Origin of the sequence: Pseudomonas sp. LPH60, from assembly GCF_030718165.1 — a bacterium.
GTDB classification, from domain to species: domain Bacteria; phylum Pseudomonadota; class Gammaproteobacteria; order Pseudomonadales; family Pseudomonadaceae; genus Aquipseudomonas; species Aquipseudomonas danubii.
In genome coordinates this window covers 116,387-135,374 of the sequence record NZ_JAVAJH010000004.1, presented here as the reverse complement: position 1 = coordinate 135,374, position 18,988 = coordinate 116,387, and the positions used below count along the sequence as shown (strand labels likewise).

Below are 18,988 nucleotides of genomic sequence, written 5' to 3'. Positions count from 1 at the left end.
CATCAAGAGGGATGCCGGCATGTCATTTGTGAGCAATCTGGAACATGAATACGAACAGGTCAAAGCCCGGGTCGACGGGCTGCTGGCCAGGCTCGAACTGGCCTGGAAAAAACTCCGTAGCGAGCTTGAGCCGGCGGAGCTGCAGGCGATCGTGCAACTGCTGCAGCGCGCCCATGACCAGGCGCAGTACGCCCTGATTCATGGCGACTTGCCCCCCGGTCAGGCGCCGGTGCCCTGGGAGCTGGCCCACGGCCTGTCGGTGCTGCACCTGGGCAACGCCAAGCCCCTGCCGCAAACGGTGGCCGAGCTGCAGACCCAGGTGATGAAGGACGGCACCCTGCTGGGTTGTCGCCAGTGGGAGCTGCTGGACCTGCGCTGGAGCGAGGCCTTGCTCAACTGGATCGAGAACCTGCGCAAGCACGCGACCTTCGGCACCACCCCGGCGCTGATCGAGATGGCCGACAACGTGCTGCTGGACATGGCCGGGGATTGGGGCACCGGCTACTTCCAGCCCAACTCGGCGGCGCAACGTGTGGCGGACCTGATCAAGCAGGACCAGGCGGATTTCACCGTCCACCTGGGAGATGTGTATTACGCCGGTACCGGCAGCGAAGAGAACGCCGACCTTGCCGATTGGCCCATGGGCCGCCAGGCGTCATTCAGCCTCAACTCCAACCATGAAATGTACAGCGGTGCCCATGGCTACTTTGCCGAGATCGCCGCGCTGTTTCCCAAGCAGCAAGGCACCAGCTACTTCGCCCTGTTCAACAGCCACTGGCTGATCGTCGGCCTGGACAGCGCCTATGCCGCCGACGAAATGAACCTGTACATGGATGGCAACCTCAATCCACCGCAACAGCAATGGCTCAAGGACCTGGTGGCCAGCAAGGGGCAGGGGCGCAAGATCATTCTGCTCAGTCATCACCAGGGGCTGGATATCAGCGGCCAGCAGCAGACCGCGCTGTACAAGCAGGTGGTCGCGGCCCTGGGCCGGGTGCCGGACTACTGGTACTGGGGGCACCTGCACAACGGCATCTGCTATACGCCCAAGGACGGCATGTACGGGCGCTGCATCGGCCACGGGGCGATTCCCTATGGCGTCACCCGCGAATTGAAAGGCAACCCTCAGGTGCTGTGGTCTGAAACCCTGTCGGCGGATGATCCGAACTACCCGCTGCGGGTTCGCAACGGTTACGTGAGGGTGAAGCTGGATGGGGCGCAGATCAGCGAAGACTTCATTGGCGAGACCGGCGCGGTCAGTTGGTCACTGCCTCGAAGGCCCTGAACCCCCTGAACCCCCTGAAACCCCTGAAACCCCTGAAAACCCTGTAGCCGCTGCCGAGCCCGCGAGGCTGCGACAAGGTCCGCAGGACCTTGCTTGACAGTCCCTGCAAGATCCTTACGCTCGCTACGTCGCAATCCCGTCCAAGCCGTTCGCAGCCTGCGGCAGCGGCTACACAACCCTGTAGCCGCTGCCGAACTCCTGCGGTGTCAGCCAGTGACCGGCACGCCCTTGAGATAAGGCGCCGGTTCCGCGCCGAGGTTGCTCAGCATGCGCTCGCTGTACCAGTCGACGAAGTTGACCACGCCGAACTCATAGGTCTTGGAGTACGGACCCGGCTGGTAGGCGGTGGAGTTGATGCCACGCTGGTTTTCTTCCGCCAGGCGCCGGTCCTGGGCGTTGGTGGCGTCCCACACCTGACGCATGCGCTCGACGTCGTAGTCCACGCCTTCCACCGCGTCCTTGTGCACGATCCACTTGGTGGTGACGATGGTTTCCTGAGCGCTGATGGGCCACACGGTGAACACGATGATGTGGTCGCCCATGCAGTGGTTCCACGAATGCGGCAGGTGCAGGATGCGCATCGAGCCCAGGTCCGGGTTCTTGATCCGCCCCATCAGCTTGGCGCAGCCCTGCTTGCCGTCCAGGGTCATGGACACGGTGCCCTTGAGCAGGGGCATGCGCACGATGCGGTTGCGCAGGCCGAAGCTGGCGTGGGCGTAAGGGATCTTCTCGGCTTCCCAGGCGGCGGCGGAGGCGGCCACGTGGTCCTTGAACGCCTGGTCGGCCCGCGGGTCGGTGACGTCGTCCCATTCCAGCAGGGTTTTCAGCAATTCGGGGTGCGAGCCGCCGCAGTGGTAGCACTCGCGGTTGTTCTCCAGCACCAGCTTCCAGTTGGCCTTTTCATGCAAGGTGGTCTGCACCGCCACCTTGGTGTTCTCCATGTCGTAGGGCTCCATGTAATGGGCCAGGGTCGCCAGGAAGTCGTCGATGGCCGGCGGGTTCTCGGCCAGGGAAATGAAGATGTAGCCGCCGGCGGTCTTCACGTTCACCGGTTTCAGGCCGTACTGCTTCATGTCGAAGTCGGCGCCCATCTCGGTGCCGGCGAACAGCAGGCGACCGTCCAGTTCGTAGGTCCACTGGTGGTAGTGGCAGACCAGCTTGGCGACCTTGCCCTTGTCGCTGGTGCACAGCCGCGAACCGCGGTGGCGGCAGACGTTGTGGAAGGCGTGGACCACGCCGTCGGCGCCGCGGATGACGATGATCGGGTTCTTGCCGATCTGCAGGGTGATGTAGTTGCCCTTGGTGGGGATCTCGCAGGTCATGCCGGCGATCAGCCATTCCTTCTGGAAGATCTCCTGCATGTCGATATCGAACAGCCTGTCGTCGCAGTAGAAAGGCTGCGGCAGGGAGAAGGTCCGCTCGCGCTCCTGCAGCATCTGTGCAGTGGCCTTGCGTGCAGGTTCCAGTGGATCGCCCAAGCTCAGGGTTGCGGTGACGTCCATCGTTCAAGTCCTCATGGCCGTTCTGTGCGGCCGGCGAATTAAATAGTGGCTACGGTGGGTGCTACGCAAGTCACGAAAAATCGGTTGTCGTGTTTGAGGCGAGTGTGGGTCCGCGGGCGCCTTGAACCTTATCCATGGGCGACATGGCCCAATCTGTTCCCGACGGGGGAGCCCCTGTAACTGGGGGCTGGTCGCGATAAGCATGTGAATGTCGCAGATAGGTAAATGGGCGCGAGAAGCCTTACGCAGAATCGCTGACAAGACGCCGACAGTCGGCCGTGGAGAACAGCATGTCCAACACCTTCCTCAACCCGGTAACCACCCAGACCTGGGCCAATGGCCGTCACATCGTCCGTTGCGTCAAAGTCATCCAGGAAACCTGGGATGTGCGGACCTTCTGCTTCATGGCCGACCAGCCGATCATGTTCTTCTTCAAGCCCGGGCAGTTCGTCACCCTGGAGCTGGAGATCGAAGGCCAGCCGGTGATGCGTTCCTACACCATCTCCAGCTCGCCATCGGTGCCCTACAGCTTCTCGGTGACCATCAAGCGCGTGCCGGGGGGCAAGGTCTCCAACTGGTTGCATGACACCTTGCATGAAGGCCAGGAACTGGCGGTGCACGGGCCGGTGGGGCTGTTCAACGCCATCGATTTCCCCAGCCCGAAAGTGCTTTACCTCAGCGGCGGCGTCGGCATCACCCCGGTGATGTCCATGGCGCGCTGGTTCTACGACACCAACGGCAACGTCGACATGGTGTTCATCCACAGCGCCCGCTCACCCAAGGACATCATTTACCACCGCGAGCTGGAGCACATGGCCTCGCGGATCGACAACTTCAGCCTGCACCTGATCTGCGAGAAACACGGCCTGGGCGAGCCCTGGGCCGGCTATCGCGGCTACCTGAACCACAAGATGCTGGAACTGATGGCCCCGGACTTCCTGGAGCGGGAAGTGTTCTGCTGCGGACCGACGCCCTACATGAATGCGGTCAAGCGCCTGCTGGAAGCCGCCGGTTTCGACATGGCGCGCTACCACGAGGAATCCTTCGGCGCGACCCCGCCCGAAGCCCGGGCCGACGCCGTGGAACACGCCGAACAGGCGGCCGAGGCGCCGGAGCCGGACCTGGCCGATCTGCATCAGGTGGAGTTCACCGCCTCCGGCAAGAGCATCCGCGTGGCCCCGGGGGAAACCGTGCACGCGGCCGCAGCCAAGCTCGGTCTGATGATCCCCAAGGCCTGCGGCATGGGCATCTGCGGCACCTGCAAGGTGCTCAAGCTGGGCGGCGAAGTGGTGATGGAGCACAACGGCGGGATCACCGAGGAAGACGAAGCCGAAGGCTACATCCTGTCTTGCTGCAGCGTGCCCAAGGGCGACGTGCGCGTGGAGTTCTGATCGCCGGCAAGCCGGCTCCTACACCCATCTGCTGTAGAAGCCGGCTTGCCAGCGAACAGGGGCAACCCGGTTACTGATACAACGCCGGTCGCCGATCCAGGTGCACATGGTTATGTTGACTGATGGACTTGTGCCAGGCCTGGGCCAGGTCCAGCTCCGCCAGCAGCAACTGCTGCCCGTTTTTCCGATTCTTGCCCGCCAGCGGATAGCCATCGGCATCGACGATGGTCGAGCCGCCCACCCAGTTCACCCCTCGCTCTTCGCCGCAGCGGTCGCAGGCGGCGATGAACATCCGGTTGACCGCCGCGTTGGCCTGGACCCGGACCATCTCCGCCGGCCGCTCGCTGGGCGGGCGCGGGCCGTCCGGCCAGTTCACCGGCGCGCACAAAAGCGCGGCCCCGGCCAGGGCCGGCAGGCGCACCCATTCGGGGAACTCCAGGTCGTAGCAGATCATCATGGCGATCGGCCCGAAGCGGGTGGGCACCACGGGGGGCGGCTCGTCGCCCGGAGTGAAGATCAGGTTCTCCCGGTCCCACAGGTGCGCCTTGCGATACACCGTCAGCGTTCCTTCAGGCTCGATCAGGGCGGCGCTGTTGGCCACCCGCTGATCGTCCAGGCGCTCGCAGAAGCCGCCGACAATCACCACCTGCAGTTCTTCGGCCAGGGTTTTCCACAGGCTCAAGGTCGGCCCGTCGAGGCTTTCCGAAAGCGCCAGGGCTTCTTGCAGGTCGCGGAACACATAGCCGCTCTGCACCAGTTCCGGCAGCACCACCACCTGGGCGCCGTGGGCGGCGGCCTGGCGGATGGCCTCGGTGCTGAGGGTGCGGTTGTAGTCCAGGTCGCCGACTCGTGGTGCCAGTTGCTGGCAGGCCACTTTCAGGGATGTCTGGGGGATCATTGCGCGCCTCCTTCCAGTTGCTGTTCGCTGGCCTGGATAGCCAGGCGTTCGGCTTCCAGGTCCAGGTTGCGGGTCAGCGCCCAGTAGACCAGCCCGGCCACCGCCAGGCCAATCACGAAGGCGACGTCGGCGCCGCCCAGGGCCTGGGACAGTGGGCCCTGGTAGAAGCTCAGGGACATGAACGGCACCATCGCCAGCAAGCCGAGGAAGTAGGCCAGCAACCCGGCGCTGGACCAGCGGCCATAAATGCCGGCGTGATTGAAGATGTGGCTGATGGCGTAGCGGCCTTTGCGCACCAGGTAGAAGTCCGCGAGGTTGACCGCGGTCCAGGGCACCAGGAAGTACAGCATCAGCAAGACAAAGGTGTTGAAGCTGCCCAGGTAGCTTTCGGGAATGTTCATGGCGATCAGGAAGATCACCACCGCCACCAGCAGGATGCCGGTTACCCGGCTCTTGAGGGTGGGCTTGATCGACTTGAAACCGTCAATGGCGCTGATGCCGGTGAGCATGGCGCCGTAGCAGTTGACCGCCATGATGCCCACCAGTGCCGGCACCGCGATCAGCACGGTGAAGGTGCCGAAGCCGGGAATCAGGGTGTTGCCCACTTCGCGCACGCTGGCGATGGCGTCCGGCGAGGGCAGGGCGGACGCCAGGAAGGCCCCCAGGGACATCAGCCACAGGGCCGAGCCGGCGGCGCCCAGGTAGGTCCAGAAAATCACCTGGCGCGACGGCGTCTGGTGCGGCAGGTAGCGCGAATAGTCGGAGACGTACACCGAGTAGCTGATCTGGTAGCCGGCGGCGGCCGACAGCTGGATCAGGAACGCCGACCAGGAAAACTGCGGGTCGGCCAGGGCCGAGTCGGCCTGCAAGGTCAGCAGGGCGCTGACGGTGAGCACCGCGAACACGCTGATCATCACGTAGGTCAGCCAGCGCTGCACGGTGTGCAGCAGGTCATGGCCGACCACCGCGATCAGCACCGCCACGGCGATCATCAGGCTGTACCAGGGCGCCCGGGCCCCGGGGATCACCGTGTTGATGGCGTCGGTGGCGAGGATCACGTTGAACACGTTGAAGCCGATGTAGACGAACACCACCGCGGTGAACGGCACGATGGCGCCCCGCAGGCCGAACTGGGCGCGGGACTGGATCATCTGCGGCAGGCCCATGCGCGGGCCCTGGTTGGCGTGGAAGGCCATGCAGAAGGTGCCCAGGCACACGCCAATGACGATCGCCAGAATGGCGTAGGGCAGGGCCAGGCCCAGGGCCGCGCCGGTGAAGCCGGTGACCATGGTGGTGAGCACGAAGTTGCCGGTGAACCAGAACGGTCCCTGGTGCCAGACCTTGCCGTGGCGTTCGTTGCGCGGCACGTAGTCGATGGAACGGGTTTCGATCGCAAGGCCAGGAGACTGGGCCTTTTCGGTGACGCAAGACTGAGTCGTCATGGGTGGAGCCTTTGTTTTTATAGGTCGACCCCGGAGTCTCGGATAAAGGTGGCGGATGTTGAATCAGCAGGGGCAAATAATCAGTTCAGGAATTTGTGAACTGATGCTTTCGCTGGCCAGCCAGTTCCCATGGAGGAGGGCGTGTCGTTGTAGGAGCCGGCTTGCCGGCGAAGGCGCCCGTGAGAGCGGCGCCCGGCTTGGGGGCCTGTTCGCTGGCCAGCCAGCTCCTACTGGGCTGGAGGTGCGCTGGCCGTTGCAGGAGCCGGCTTGCCGGCGAAGGCACCTGTGAGACCGGCGCCCGGGTTGCGGGCCTGTTCTCTGGCCAGCCAACTCCTACATGCGAAGGGGGTGGGTCAGGCGCTCATGACGGTGCGGATGTCCGCTGCCAGTTCGCGCACGCGCTCTTCTTCGGTGTCCCAGGAGCACATGAAGCGCGCGCCGCCCTTGCCGATGAAGGTGTAGAAGCGCCAGCCCCTGGCGGTCAGGGCGGCAATCGCCGGTTCCGAGAGTTGCAGGAACACGCCGTTGGCCTGCACCGGGAACATCAGCTCCACGCCAGGGATGTCGGCCACCAGTTGGGCCAGCAACTGCGCGCAGTGGTTGGCGTGGCGGGCGTGCTTGAGCCAGGCGTCGTGTTCCAAGAGGCCGACCCAGGGCGCCGAGAGAAAGCGCATTTTCGAGGCCAGCTGGCCGGCCTGTTTGCAGCGGTAGTCGAAGTCTTCCGCCAGCTTGTGGTTGAAGAACAGGATCGCTTCACCCACCGCCATGCCGTTTTTCGTGCCGCCAAAGCACAACACGTCGACGCCGGCCTTCCAGGTCAGCTCCGCTGGGGTGCAGCCGAGGAAGGCGCAGGCGTTGGAGAAGCGCGCGCCGTCCATGTGCAGGTTCAGCCCCAGTTCCTTGCAGGTGGCGCTGATGGCACGGACTTCTTCCGGGGTGTAGACGCTGCCCACTTCGGTGGCCTGGGTCAGGGTCACCACCCGCGGCTTGGGATAGTGGATGTCCTGGCGCTTGAGGGCGATCTCGCGGATCGATTCCGGGGTCAGCTTGCCATTCTGGGTGCCGGCGATCAGCAGCTTGGAGCCGTTGGAGAAGAACTCCGGGGCGCCGCATTCGTCGGTTTCGACGTGGGCGGTTTCCGAGCAGATCACGCTGTGGTAACTCTGGCACAGCGACGACAGGGCCAGGGAGTTGGCGGCGGTGCCGTTGAAGGCGAAGAACACTTCGCAGTCGGTTTCAAAGAGCTTGCGGAAATGATCGGCGGCGCGAGCGGTCCACTGATCGTCGCCGTAAGCGCGCTCGTGGCCGTGGTTGGCCTGCTCCATGGCGGCCCAGGCTTCAGGGCAGATGCCGGAGTAGTTGTCGCTGGCGAACTGTTGGCTTTTGTCGGTCATGGCCGGCTTCCGTGTAAGAGAGTTCCGTGGTCGATGATGGTGCGCACTTTACCCAAGAACAATGGCTCAGCACACGCTCTGTTTATGCCGGAATAATGCAGGGCCCATAAGGATTTATGCGTGATGCGATGCTGAAAACCGACAACTGCCAGCGCGATGGGGCGCTGGATGCGTTGAAGTGGCTGGCGCTGCTGAGCATGGTGCTGGATCACCTGCGGTATGTGGGCCTGAGCCTGGACTGGCTGTATGTGCCGGGGCGGCTGGCGTTTCCCTGGTTCTGCCTGGCGATGGCGGTGAATCTGACGCGCCTGAGCGAGCGTGCCGGACGCCCGACCGGGCAATGGCGTTACCTGGGCTGGCTGCTGCTGTTCAGCGCACTGAGTGAGATTCCCTATCGGCTGTTCGTGCCTGATCCCGACACCTTGAATGTGCTGCCGACCCTGGCCCTGGGCCTGCTGGTGGCCCGGGGCTGGCAGCAGCGTCGGCGACTGGATCGGGGGCTCGGCCTGTTGGCCCTGGTCCTGGCTTTGGGGGGCAGTGAGTGGCTGATGTTTGGTGCCTTCGGGGTATTGCTGCCGTTGGCCTTGCTGCTGGTGCTGCGTCGCCCCTGGTATTTCAGCCTGTTGCACGGGGCCTTGTGCCTGGCGGCCAACCAGTGGGAAACCTTGTTCCCGGCGGCGCGCCTGGGCAATCCGGTGGCGACCTGCGGTATTGCCGTTTGTCTGCTGGCGCCGTGGCTGGGAGTGAGGCTGCTGCGGGGGCTGCGTGGCAGGTCGGTGCCGGCCATGCGCCGCTGGGCCTACCTGCTGTACCCGGCGCACTTTCTCCTGCTGCTGGCCCTGCGCCAACTCCTGTAGCCGCTGCCGCAGGCTGCGAACGGCTTGGGCGGCATTGCGACGTAGCAGACGCGGCGATCTTGAGGGTGTAGAGGTGTGGCTGGAGATCGCCAGGCAAGGTCCTGCGGACCTTTGCGCAGCTTCGCAGGCTCAGCAGCGGCTACAGGGGCGGGCGCCTTTCGCCTGCGACCCGGACCTGTGCTGCGCCGCAAGGTGTCGATCCAGAGCCTTCGCCCGGCTGTGGCCCGAGGCATTTATCTCCGTGCGCCAAGGCATGTCGTAAACGCACCTTTGCGTGGCGTCCATAGGCATTTGAGTTCCCCTTGCCGGTCATACCATCGCATCCAAAGGGCGCAGCTTTAAGGCTGGCCTCACCGAGACGAAAGGCGCAGCGCCGCCGCTGGGAGAGACGTGATGTTCAGCAAGCAAGACCAGATCCAGGGTTACGACGATGCACTGCTGGCGGCGATCAATGCCGAGGAACAACGCCAGGAAGATCACATCGAGCTGATCGCGTCGGAGAACTACACCAGCAAGCGGGTGATGCAGGCGCAAGGCAGCGGGCTGACCAACAAGTACGCCGAAGGCTACCCGGGCAAGCGCTACTACGGTGGCTGCGAGCATGTGGACAAGGTCGAGGCCCTGGCCATCGAGCGCGCCAAGCAGCTGTTCGGCGCCGATTACGCCAACGTCCAGCCGCACTCCGGTTCTTCCGCCAACAGCGCGGTGTACCTGGCCCTGCTGCAGGCCGGCGACACCATTCTCGGCATGAGCCTGGCCCATGGCGGCCACTTGACCCACGGCGCCAAGGTGTCGTCTTCGGGCAAGCTGTACAACGCCGTGCAGTACGGTATCGATACCCGCACCGGGCTGATCGACTACGACGAGGTCGAGCGTCTGGCCGTGGAACATAAGCCGAAGATGATCGTCGCTGGCTTCTCGGCCTACTCCAAGACCCTGGACTTCCCGCGTTTCCGGCAGATCGCCGACAAGGTCGGGGCGCTGCTGTTCGTCGACATGGCCCACGTCGCCGGGCTGGTGGCCGCCGGTCTGTATCCCAACCCGCTGCCCTATGCCGACGTGGTCACCACCACCACCCACAAGACCCTGCGCGGTCCCCGTGGCGGCCTGATCCTGGCCAAGGCCAACGAAGAGATCGAGAAGAAACTCAACGCCGCGGTATTCCCCGGCGCCCAGGGCGGCCCGTTGATGCACGTGATCGCCGCCAAGGCGGTGTGCTTCAAGGAAGCGCTGGAGCCCGGGTTCAAGGCCTACCAGCAACAGGTGATCGACAACGCCCAGGCCATGGCCGGCGTATTTATCAAACGCGGCTACGATGTAGTGTCCGGTGGCACCGACAACCATCTGTTCCTGGTCAGCCTGATCCGTCAGGGCCTGACCGGCAAGGATGCCGACGCCGCCCTGGGCCGCGCCCACATCACCGTGAACAAGAACGCCGTGCCCAATGACCCGCAGTCGCCGTTTGTCACCTCCGGCCTGCGCATCGGCACCCCGGCGGTCACCACCCGCGGATTCAAGGTCACCCAGTGCACCGAGCTGGCGGGCTGGATCTGCGACATCCTCGACCACCTCGGCGATGCCGACGTCGAGGCCAATGTCGCGCGCCAGGTGGCAGCCCTGTGCGCTGATTTCCCGGTTTACCGCTGAGAGCCGCAACTGGAGCAATGACTATGCAACGCTATTCGGGCTTCGGCCTCTTCAAGCACTCTCTCAGCCACCATGAAAACTGGCAGCGCATGTGGCGCACGCCGACCCCGAAGAAGGTCTATGACGTGGTCATCGTCGGCGGTGGCGGGCATGGCCTGGCCACGGCCTACTACCTGGCCAAGGAACACGGCATCACCAACGTCGCGGTGGTGGAAAAAGGCTGGCTGGGCGGCGGCAACACCGCGCGCAACACCACCATCGTGCGTTCCAACTACCTGTGGGACGAGTCGGCGCAGCTTTACGAGCACGCCATGAAGCTGTGGGAAGGCCTGTCCCAGGACCTCAACTACAACGTCATGTTCTCCCAGCGTGGGGTCTACAACCTGTGCCACACCCTGCAGGACATCCGTGATTCCGAGCGTCGGGTCAGCGCCAACCGCCTCAACGGCATCGATGGCGAGCTGCTCAACACCCAGCAGGTGGCGGACGAGATTCCTTACCTGGATTGCTCGAAAAACACCCGTTATCCGATCCTCGGCGCCACGGTGCAGCGCCGTGGCGGCGTGGCCCGTCACGACGCCGTGGCCTGGGGCTTTGCCCGGGCCGCCGACGCCCTGGGCGTGGACCTGATCCAGCAGACCGAAGTCATCGGTTTTCGCAAGGAAAACGGCGTGTGCATCGGCGTCGAGACCAACAAGGGCTTTATCGGCGCCAAGCGCGTCGGCGTGGTCACCGCCGGTAACTCCGGGCACATGGCCAAGCTCGCGGGCTTCCGCCTGCCGATCGAATCCCACCCGCTGCAAGCCCTGGTGTCGGAGCCGATCAAACCGATCATCGACAGCGTGATCATGTCCAACGCGGTGCACGGCTACATCAGCCAGTCGGACAAGGGCGACCTGGTGATCGGCGCCGGTATCGACGGCTGGGTCGGCTACGGCCAGCGCGGCTCCTACCCGGTGATCGAGCACACCATCCAGGCCATCGTCGAGATGTTCCCGATCCTTTCCCGAGTGCGCATGAACCGCCAGTGGGGCGGCATCGTCGACACCAGCCCGGACGCCTGCCCGATCATTTCCAAGACCCCGGTGCCGAACATGTTCTTCAACTGCGGTTGGGGCACCGGCGGCTTCAAGGCCACCCCGGGCTCGGGCAACGTGTTTGCCGCAAGCCTGGCCAAGGGCGAGATGCATCCATTGGCCGCCCCTTTCTCCATCGACCGTTTCCACAACGGTGCGCTGATCGACGAACACGGCGCTGCTGCGGTCGCCCACTAAAAGGACAACTCCCTATGTTGCATATCTTCTGTCCTCACTGCGGCGAGCTGCGCTCCGAAGAGGAATTCCATTCGTCCGGCCAGGCCCACATTCCCCGGCCCCTGGACCCCAACGCCTGCACCGACGAGGAGTGGGGCGACTACATGTTCTTCCGCGACAACCCCCGCGGCCTGCACCACGAGTTGTGGATTCACGCCGCCGGTTGCCGCCAGTACTTCAACGCCACCCGCGACACCGTGACCTACGAAATTCTTGAAACCTACAAGATAGGCACCAAACCGCAGTTCACCGCCAAGGCTGCTGGAGAGAAGGTATGAGCCAGACCAATCGCCTGTCCAACGGCGGACGCATCGACCGCAACAAAGTCATCACCTTCACCTTCAACGGCCAGAGCTACAAAGGCTTTGAAGGCGACACCCTGGCCTCGGCCCTGCTGGCCAACGGCGTGGACATCATCGGTCGCAGCTTCAAGTACTCCCGGCCCCGGGGCATCTTCGCCGCGGGCTGCGAAGAGCCCAACGCCGTGCTGCAGATCGGCGCCACCGAAGCCACCCAGATCCCCAACGTGCGCGCCACCCAACAGGCGCTGTACCAGGGCCTGGTGGCCACCAGCACCAACGGTTGGCCCAGCGTCAACAACGACATGATGGGGATTCTCGGCAAGGCCGGCGGCAAGCTGATGCCGCCGGGCTTCTACTACAAAACCTTCATGTACCCGCAATCGTTCTGGATGACCTACGAGAAGTACATCCGCAAGGCGGCGGGCCTCGGTCGCTCGCCTACCGAGAACGATCCGGACACCTACGACAACATGAACCAGCACTGCGACGTGCTGATTGTCGGTGGCGGCCCTGCCGGTCTTGCGGCTGCGCTGGCCGCTGCCCGTAGCGGCGCCCGGGTGATCCTGGCCGATGAGCAGGAAGAGTTCGGCGGCAGCCTGCTGGACAGCCGCGAAAGCCTGGACGGCAAGCCGGCGGTGGAGTGGGTGGCCAGTGTGGTTGCCGAGCTCAAGTCGCTGCCGGACGTGTTGCTGCTGCCACGGGCCACGGTCAACGGCTACCACGACCATAACTTCCTGACCATCCACGAGCGCCTCACCGATCACCTCGGCGACCGCGCGCCGATCGGCCAGGTGCGCCAGCGTATCCACCGGGTCCGCGCCAAGCGCGTGGTGCTGGCCACCGGCGCCCACGAGCGGCCGCTGGTCTACGGCAACAACGACGTGCCGGGCAACATGCTGGCCGGCGCGGTGTCCACCTACGTGCGCCGCTACGGCGTGGCCCCGGGCAAGAAACTGCTGCTGTCCACCAACAACGACCACGCCTACCGCGTGGCCCTGGACTGGCTCGACGCCAGCCTGCAAGTGGTGGCCATCGCCGATGCGCGGCACAACCCCCGCGGCGCCCTGGTGGAAGAAGCCCGGGCCAAGGGTATTCGCATCCTCACTTCCAGTGCGGTGATCGAAGCCCGTGGCAGCAAGCACGTGACTGGCGCGCGCGTAGCGGCCATCGACGTCAAGGCGCACAAGGTCACCAGCCCCGGCGAATGGCTCGATTGCGACCTGATCGCCAGCTCCGGTGGCTACAGCCCGGTGGTGCACCTGGCTTCGCACCTGGGCGGCAAGCCGGTATGGCGTGAAGACATCCTCGGTTTCGTGCCCGGTGAAGCGCCGCAGAAACGCGTGTGTGTCGGCGGTATCAACGGCGTCTACAGCCTTGGCGACACCCTGGCCGATGGTTTCGAGGGCGGTGTGCGCGCCGCCAGCGAAGCCGGGTTCCAGAGCGTGGAGGGCGTGCTGCCCAAAGCCCTGACCCGCCTGGAAGAACCAACCCTGGCGCTGTTCCAGGTGCCCCATGAAAAAGGCACGGCGCGGGCGCCGAAGCAATTCGTTGACCTGCAGAACGACGTCACCGCCGCTGCCATCGAACTGGCGACCCGCGAGGGCTTCGAGTCGGTGGAGCACGTCAAGCGCTACACCGCCCTGGGCTTCGGCACCGACCAGGGCAAGCTGGGCAACGTCAACGGCCTGGCCATTGCCGCCCGTTCGCTGAACGTCAGCATCCCGCAGATGGGCACCACCATGTTCCGCCCGAACTACACGCCGATCACCTTCGGCGCCGTGGCTGGGCGTCACTGCGGGCACATCTTCGAGCCGGTACGCTTCACCGCGCTGCACGCCTGGCACGTGAAGAACGGCGCCGAATTCGAGGACGTCGGTCAGTGGAAGCGCCCTTGGTACTTCCCGAAAAACGGCGAAGACCTGCATGCCGCGGTCAAGCGTGAATGCCTGGCGGTGCGCGACAGCGTCGGCCTGCTGGACGCCTCGACCCTGGGCAAGATCGACATCCAAGGCCCGGACGCCCGGGAGTTCCTCAACCGCATCTACACCAACGCCTGGACCAAGCTCGACGTGGGCAAGGCCCGTTACGGCCTGATGTGCAAGGAAGACGGCATGGTCTTCGACGACGGCGTGACCGCCTGTCTGGCCGACAACCACTTCCTGATGACCACCACCACCGGCGGCGCGGCCCGCGTGCTGCAGTGGCTGGAGATCTACCAGCAAACTGAATGGCCGGACCTCAAGGTGTACTTCACCTCGGTCACCGACCACTGGGCCACCATGACCCTGTCGGGCCCCAACAGCCGCAAGCTGCTGAGCGAAGTCACCGACATCGACCTGGACAAGGACGGCTTCCCGTTCATGACCTGGAAGGAAGGCCTGGTGGGCGGCGTGCCGGCGCGGGTGTTCCGTATCTCCTTCACCGGCGAGCTGTCCTACGAGGTCAACGTCCAGGCCGACTACGCCATGGGCGTGCTGGAGCAGATCGTCGAGGCTGGCAAGAAGTACAACCTGACCCCCTACGGCACCGAAACCATGCACGTGCTGCGGGCCGAGAAGGGCTTCATCATCGTTGGCCAGGACACCGACGGCTCGATGACCCCGGACGACCTGAACATGGGTTGGTGCGTGGGCCGGACCAAGCCGTTCTCGTGGATCGGCTGGCGCGGGATGAACCGGGAAGACTGCGTGCGCGAGGAGCGCAAGCAACTGGTGGGCCTCAAGCCGATCGACCCGACCCAGTGGCTGCCGGAAGGCGCGCAACTGGTGTTCAACCCCAAGCAGGCGATCCCGATGAGCATGGTCGGTCACGTGACCTCCAGCTATGCCCACAACTCCCTGGGTTATTCCTTTGCCCTGGGCGTGGTCAAGGGCGGCCTCAAGCGCCTGGGCGAGCGGGTCTTCGCGCCCCTGGCCGATGGCCGGGTGATCGAGGCGGAAATCGTTTCCTCGGTGTTCTTCGACCCCAAAGGCGACCGCCAGAACATATGACATGAACCCGGGCACGCACCCTGTAGCCGCTGCCGCAGGCTGCGCCAAGGTCCGCAGGACCTGCCCGGGAGGCAAAACCTTGCGCCCGGTTCCCAAGCGACCGCAGCCCCTGGCAGCGGCAACCGGAACCGGACCACAGAATAAAGGACAGGTGCTCCATGACCGCAGTCAACGTTTACCAACAGCGCCCCACCACCGGGGCCAAGGCCGAGTCGCCCCTGCACCACGCCGACCTGCCGAGCCTGGTGGGCAAGGGGCGCAAGAACGCCGGTGTGATCCTGCGCGAGAAAAAACTCCTCGGTCACCTGACGATCCGTGGCGACGGCCACGACCCGGCCTTCGCCGCCGGGGTGCACAAGGCCCTGGGCATCGAATTGCCGGGCGCCCTGAGCGTGGTGGTCAAGGGCGAGAGCAGCCTGCAATGGCTGGGCCCGGATGAGTGGCTGCTGATCGTGCCCAGCGGTGAAGAATTCGCCGCCGAGCAGAACCTGCGCGCCGCCCTGGGCGACCTGCATATCCAGATCGTCAACGTCAGCGGCGGCCAGCAGATCCTCGAACTGTCCGGCCCCAACGTGCGCCAGGTGCTGATGAAGTCCACCAGCTACGACGTGCACCCCAACAACTTCCCGGTGGGCAAGGCGGTGGGCACGGTGTTCGCCAAGTCGCAACTGGTGATCCGCCGTACCGGCGAAGACACCTGGGAGCTGCTGGTACGCCGCAGCTTCTCCGATTACTGGTGGATGTGGCTGCAGGATGCCGCCGCTGAATATGGCCTGAGCGTGCAGGCCTGAACCCTAATCCTGTGGCCGCTGCCGCGGGCTGCGACAAGGCTCGAAGAGCCGCCCCCTGCGGGGCCGAGCGCAGCCTTCGGCAGCGGCTACAGTGCTTTCGTCAACAGGAGCCCATCTGATGAGCCGCGCCCCCGATACATGGATTCTCACCGCCGACTGCCCCAGCGTGCTCGGCACGGTGGACGCGGTGACCCGCTTTCTGTTCGAGCAGGGTTGCTACGTCACCGAGCACCACTCCTTCGATGACCGGCTCTCGGGTCGCTTCTTCATCCGCGTGGAATTTCGCCAGCCCGACGGCCTCGACGAACAGGGCTTTCGCCAGGGCCTGGCCGAGCGCGCCAAAGCCTTCGCGATGAACTTCGAACTGACCGCACCGCACTATCGGCCGAAGGTGGTGATCATGGTCTCCAAGGCTGATCACTGCCTCAACGACCTGCTCTATCGCCAGCGCATCGGCCAGTTGCCCATGGACGTGGTGGCGGTGGTGTCCAACCACCCGGACCTCAAGCCCCTGGCCGACTGGCACCAGATTCCCTACCACCACTTCCCCCTCGACCCCAACGACAAGCCGTCCCAGGAGCGTCAGGTGTGGCAGGTGATCGAGGACTCCGGCGCCGAACTGGTGATCCTTGCCCGCTACATGCAAGTGCTGTCGCCGGAGCTGTGCCGCAAGCTCGATGGCAAGGCGATCAATATCCACCACTCGCTGCTGCCGGGCTTCAAGGGCGCCAAGCCTTATCACCAGGCCTACAACAAGGGCGTGAAACTGGTGGGCGCCACCGCGCACTACATCAACAACGACCTGGACGAAGGCCCGATCATCGCCCAGGGCGTGGAGGTGGTGGACCACAGTTACTACCCTGAAGACCTGATCGCCAAGGGTCGCGACATCGAAGGCCTGACCCTGGCCCGGGCAGTGGGCTACCACATCGAGCGGCGGGTGTTCTTGAACGGCAACCGCACGGTGGTGCTCTGATGATTCTTGGGGCTGCTGCGCAGCCCTTCGCGAGCAAGCTCGCTCCTACAGGCGTTGCGCCTGTTTGCGTGAAAGCGATTTTGAAAACGAAACAGCATCCGTACCCGAGCAATCCACGTGTTTCCCCCTTTGGGTAACGCGGTTCCATAACAACAACAGCGAGGTGAAAGCATGTCTGGTAATCGTGGTGTCGTGTATCTGGGCAGCGGCAAGGTCGAGGTACAGAAAATCGACTATCCAAAAATGCAGGACCCGCGCGGCAGGAAGATCGAGCACGGCGTCATCCTGCGCGTAGTCTCCACCAACATCTGCGGCTCGGACCAACACATGGTCCGCGGCCGTACCACTGCCCAGGTCGGCCTGGTCCTGGGTCATGAAATCACTGGCGAAGTGATCGAGAAGGGCAGCGACGTCGAGAACCTGAAGATCGGTGACCTGGTGTCGGTGCCGTTCAACGTCGCGTGCGGGCGCTGCCGTTCCTGCAAGGAACAGCACACCGGGGTCTGCCTGACCGTCAACCCGGCCCGCGCCGGTGGCGCCTACGGCTACGTCGACATGGGCGACTGGACCGGCGGCCAGGCCGAGTACGTGCTGGTGCCTTATGCCGACTTCAACCTGCTGAAACTGCCGGATCGCGACAAGGCCATGGAGAAGATCCGCGACCTGACCTGCCTCTCCGACATCCTGCCCACCGGTTATCACGGCGCGGTGACTGCCGGCGTTGGCCCGGGCAGCAGCGTCTACATCGCCGGTGCCGGCCCCGTGGGCCTGGCGGCAGCCGCCTCGGCGCGCCTGTTGGGGGCGGCGGTGGTGATCGTCGGCGACGTCAACCCGGTGCGCCTGGCCCACGCCAAGGCCCAGGGGTTTGAAATTGCCGACCTGTCCAAGGACACCCCGCTGCACGAACAGATCGCCGCCCTGCTGGGCGAGCCGGAAGTCGACTGCGCGGTGGACGCCGTGGGCTTCGAAGCCCGTGGCCACGGCCATGCCGGTGCCCAGCACGAGGCCCCGGCCACCGTGCTCAACTCGCTGATGGGCGTGGTACGCGTAGCGGGCAAGATCGGTATTCCCGGCCTGTACGTCACCGAAGACCCGGGCGCGGTGGACGCCGCGGCGAAGATGGGCAGCCTGAGCATCCGCTTCGGCCTGGGCTGGGCCAAGTCCCACAGCTTCCACACCGGCCAGACCCCGGTGATGAAGTACAACCGCCAACTGATGCAGGCCATCATGTGGGACCGCATCAACATCGCCGAAGTGGTGGGCGTGCAAGTCATCAGCCTCGACGACGCACCGCGCGGCTATGGCGAGTTCGATGCCGGCGTGCCGAAGAAATTCGTCATCGACCCGCACAAGCTGTTCAGCGCTGCCTGAAGACCGTCAGCCTTTGGCTTGAAGCCTGCCAATAACGAAAAACGCCGCCTTCTCTTGCCGAGAATGCGGCGTTTTTTCTGTGGCGAGGGAGCTTGCTCCCGCCCGGCCGGCGCCCCGGCGCGTAGCGGTCGTAAAACCTACTGCCGTGGCATGTCAGGCTCACCGCGTAGACGCTACCGGGGGCGCTGCGCACCTCAGCGGGAGCAAGCTCCCTCGCCACATCCAGCGGTTGCAGTCAGGCGATCAGCGTGGCGCGCAAGCGCCGTCCCAGCACATCCATCAGGTCGCAGCCATCGCGCAGGGGAATGGCGCAGAGCTGGGCCAACTCCTGGACCAGTACCGGGTCCTTGCCCAGCGCATCGCTCAAGACCAGTTGCTCCAGCACCTGGGTCACGGCACGGATACGGAAGGCGGCGGCTTCATGGAGCACATCCAGCGGCGCCTGGGTATCGATCAGTAGAGAGGGAATGTTGCAGTCGTGGCCGGTGATCGGCATGTAACGGTTCATGGAAAGTTCTCCGCAGTTCAGTGAGAACCGCCACGGATTCGTCGCCAAACGATGGGTGGCAGCTGTACGCAGGTTGGCGAACCGGGAACTTGCGGAACCGGCAGACCCGAAGGTCTCCCACGCACAGCTGCCATAACGGCAACGTTGCGGGTGCAGAACATCCTGCCAACAAAGCAGGACGCTTCTGACCGAAGTTCATCGGGTCGCCAAACCCGGTCGCTATTTGAGCGACCGGCGGACTATAAGCCGCCGGTGCGTGAGGCAGCAAGGCGTTGGGGGGTGGATGTCTTGCAGGAGTTGTCGGTTGTTCGGCGAGTGCTC

At 64.5% G+C, this 18,988-nt stretch carries 15 protein-coding genes; 10 read left to right on the top strand and 5 right to left on the bottom strand.

Annotation, left to right across the window (positions count from 1 at the left end; all coding sequences use genetic code 11):
• Nucleotides 1–19 precede the first annotated feature (19 nt).
• Nucleotides 20–1,285 carry a metallophosphoesterase gene (locus Q8O96_RS15385; RefSeq protein ID WP_305949066.1) on the top strand — a complete coding sequence of 422 codons (1,266 nt, stop codon included), beginning with the start codon at nt 20–22 and terminating at the stop codon, nt 1,283–1,285.
• A gap of 206 nt (nt 1,286–1,491) precedes the next feature.
• On the opposite strand, the gene gbcA is transcribed toward Q8O96_RS15385, so the two are convergent.
• Nucleotides 1,492–2,787: a glycine-betaine demethylase subunit GbcA gene (gene gbcA, locus Q8O96_RS15380; protein ID WP_305949065.1), complete on the bottom strand. Its 1,296-nt coding sequence runs from the start codon at nt 2,785–2,787 to the stop codon at nt 1,492–1,494.
• Between the two features lie 290 nt (nt 2,788–3,077).
• Here gbcA and gbcB point away from each other — a divergent pair, with 290 nt between their 5' ends.
• Complete coding sequence (gene gbcB, locus Q8O96_RS15375; protein WP_102861988.1) at nt 3,078–4,178, top strand: glycine-betaine demethylase subunit GbcB; 1,101 nt, start codon at nt 3,078–3,080, stop codon at nt 4,176–4,178.
• Between the two features lie 70 nt (nt 4,179–4,248).
• On the opposite strand, the gene Q8O96_RS15370 is transcribed toward gbcB, so the two are convergent.
• The 3 genes from Q8O96_RS15370 to Q8O96_RS15360 all read right to left on the bottom strand — a co-directional run bounded on the left by Q8O96_RS15370 (nt 4,249) and on the right by Q8O96_RS15360 (nt 7,912).
• Nucleotides 4,249–5,076 carry a nitrilase-related carbon-nitrogen hydrolase gene (locus Q8O96_RS15370; RefSeq protein ID WP_305949064.1) on the bottom strand — a complete coding sequence of 276 codons (828 nt, stop codon included), beginning with the start codon at nt 5,074–5,076 and terminating at the stop codon, nt 4,249–4,251.
• Nucleotides 5,073–6,518, bottom strand: a complete 1,446-nt coding sequence (locus tag Q8O96_RS15365) for a cytosine permease (RefSeq protein ID WP_305949063.1) — start codon at nt 6,516–6,518, stop codon at nt 5,073–5,075. Before Q8O96_RS15365 ends, Q8O96_RS15370 begins: the two co-directional genes overlap by 4 nt.
• Nucleotides 6,519–6,871: 353 nt before the next feature.
• Nucleotides 6,872–7,912, bottom strand: coding sequence for a low specificity L-threonine aldolase (locus Q8O96_RS15360; RefSeq protein WP_102861985.1), 1,041 nt, complete (start codon nt 7,910–7,912; stop codon nt 6,872–6,874).
• A 116-nt stretch (nt 7,913–8,028) separates the two neighbouring features.
• Here Q8O96_RS15360 and Q8O96_RS15355 point away from each other — a divergent pair, with 116 nt between their 5' ends.
• From Q8O96_RS15355 to fdhA, 8 genes are all read left to right on the top strand, one after another.
• Entirely contained in the window at nt 8,029–8,769 is a 741-nt protein-coding gene (locus Q8O96_RS15355; protein WP_305949062.1) for a TraX family protein, read from the top strand.
• A 393-nt stretch (nt 8,770–9,162) separates the two neighbouring features.
• Complete coding sequence (locus tag Q8O96_RS15350) at nt 9,163–10,416, top strand: serine hydroxymethyltransferase (protein WP_047289636.1); 1,254 nt, start codon at nt 9,163–9,165, stop codon at nt 10,414–10,416.
• 23 nt (nt 10,417–10,439) lie between these two features.
• Entirely contained in the window at nt 10,440–11,690 is a 1,251-nt protein-coding gene (locus Q8O96_RS15345) for a sarcosine oxidase subunit beta family protein (RefSeq protein ID WP_060841439.1), read from the top strand.
• A 14-nt stretch (nt 11,691–11,704) separates the two neighbouring features.
• Nucleotides 11,705–12,007, top strand: a complete 303-nt coding sequence (locus Q8O96_RS15340; RefSeq protein WP_011063902.1) for a sarcosine oxidase subunit delta — start codon at nt 11,705–11,707, stop codon at nt 12,005–12,007.
• Entirely contained in the window at nt 12,004–15,021 is a 3,018-nt protein-coding gene (locus tag Q8O96_RS15335) for a sarcosine oxidase subunit alpha (protein WP_305949061.1), read from the top strand. The genes Q8O96_RS15340 and Q8O96_RS15335 overlap by 4 nt, the downstream gene beginning before the upstream one ends.
• A 158-nt stretch (nt 15,022–15,179) precedes the next feature.
• The gene (locus tag Q8O96_RS15330) at nt 15,180–15,812 is read left to right on the top strand and encodes a sarcosine oxidase subunit gamma (RefSeq protein WP_016964293.1); all 633 of its coding nucleotides are present in this window, start codon (nt 15,180–15,182) and stop codon (nt 15,810–15,812) included.
• 118 nt (nt 15,813–15,930) lie between these two features.
• Complete coding sequence (gene purU / locus Q8O96_RS15325) at nt 15,931–16,788, top strand: formyltetrahydrofolate deformylase (RefSeq protein WP_047306415.1); 858 nt, start codon at nt 15,931–15,933, stop codon at nt 16,786–16,788.
• A 171-nt stretch (nt 16,789–16,959) separates the two neighbouring features.
• The gene (fdhA, locus tag Q8O96_RS15320) at nt 16,960–18,159 is read left to right on the top strand and encodes a formaldehyde dehydrogenase, glutathione-independent (protein WP_047289632.1); all 1,200 of its coding nucleotides are present in this window, start codon (nt 16,960–16,962) and stop codon (nt 18,157–18,159) included.
• Nucleotides 18,160–18,394: 235 nt separating this feature from the next.
• Here fdhA and Q8O96_RS15315 read toward each other — a convergent pair whose 3' ends face one another.
• The gene (locus Q8O96_RS15315) at nt 18,395–18,667 is read right to left on the bottom strand and encodes a hypothetical protein (RefSeq protein ID WP_305949060.1); all 273 of its coding nucleotides are present in this window, start codon (nt 18,665–18,667) and stop codon (nt 18,395–18,397) included.
• Nucleotides 18,668–18,988 lie beyond the last annotated feature (321 nt).

Coding starts and splice junctions, on each gene's coding strand:
- Q8O96_RS15385 (WP_305949066.1), top strand. CDS start 20: ATGTCATTTGTGAGCAATCTGGAACATGAATACGAACAGGTCAAAGCC.
- gbcA (WP_305949065.1), bottom strand. CDS start 2,787: ATGGACGTCACCGCAACCCTGAGCTTGGGCGATCCACTGGAACCTGCA.
- gbcB (WP_102861988.1), top strand. CDS start 3,078: ATGTCCAACACCTTCCTCAACCCGGTAACCACCCAGACCTGGGCCAAT.
- Q8O96_RS15370 (WP_305949064.1), bottom strand. CDS start 5,076: ATGATCCCCCAGACATCCCTGAAAGTGGCCTGCCAGCAACTGGCACCA.
- Q8O96_RS15365 (WP_305949063.1), bottom strand. CDS start 6,518: ATGACGACTCAGTCTTGCGTCACCGAAAAGGCCCAGTCTCCTGGCCTT.
- Q8O96_RS15360 (WP_102861985.1), bottom strand. CDS start 7,912: ATGACCGACAAAAGCCAACAGTTCGCCAGCGACAACTACTCCGGCATC.
- Q8O96_RS15355 (WP_305949062.1), top strand. CDS start 8,029: ATGCGTGATGCGATGCTGAAAACCGACAACTGCCAGCGCGATGGGGCG.
- Q8O96_RS15350 (WP_047289636.1), top strand. CDS start 9,163: ATGTTCAGCAAGCAAGACCAGATCCAGGGTTACGACGATGCACTGCTG.
- Q8O96_RS15345 (WP_060841439.1), top strand. CDS start 10,440: ATGCAACGCTATTCGGGCTTCGGCCTCTTCAAGCACTCTCTCAGCCAC.
- Q8O96_RS15340 (WP_011063902.1), top strand. CDS start 11,705: ATGTTGCATATCTTCTGTCCTCACTGCGGCGAGCTGCGCTCCGAAGAG.
- Q8O96_RS15335 (WP_305949061.1), top strand. CDS start 12,004: ATGAGCCAGACCAATCGCCTGTCCAACGGCGGACGCATCGACCGCAAC.
- Q8O96_RS15330 (WP_016964293.1), top strand. CDS start 15,180: ATGACCGCAGTCAACGTTTACCAACAGCGCCCCACCACCGGGGCCAAG.
- purU (WP_047306415.1), top strand. CDS start 15,931: ATGAGCCGCGCCCCCGATACATGGATTCTCACCGCCGACTGCCCCAGC.
- fdhA (WP_047289632.1), top strand. CDS start 16,960: ATGTCTGGTAATCGTGGTGTCGTGTATCTGGGCAGCGGCAAGGTCGAG.
- Q8O96_RS15315 (WP_305949060.1), bottom strand. CDS start 18,667: ATGAACCGTTACATGCCGATCACCGGCCACGACTGCAACATTCCCTCT.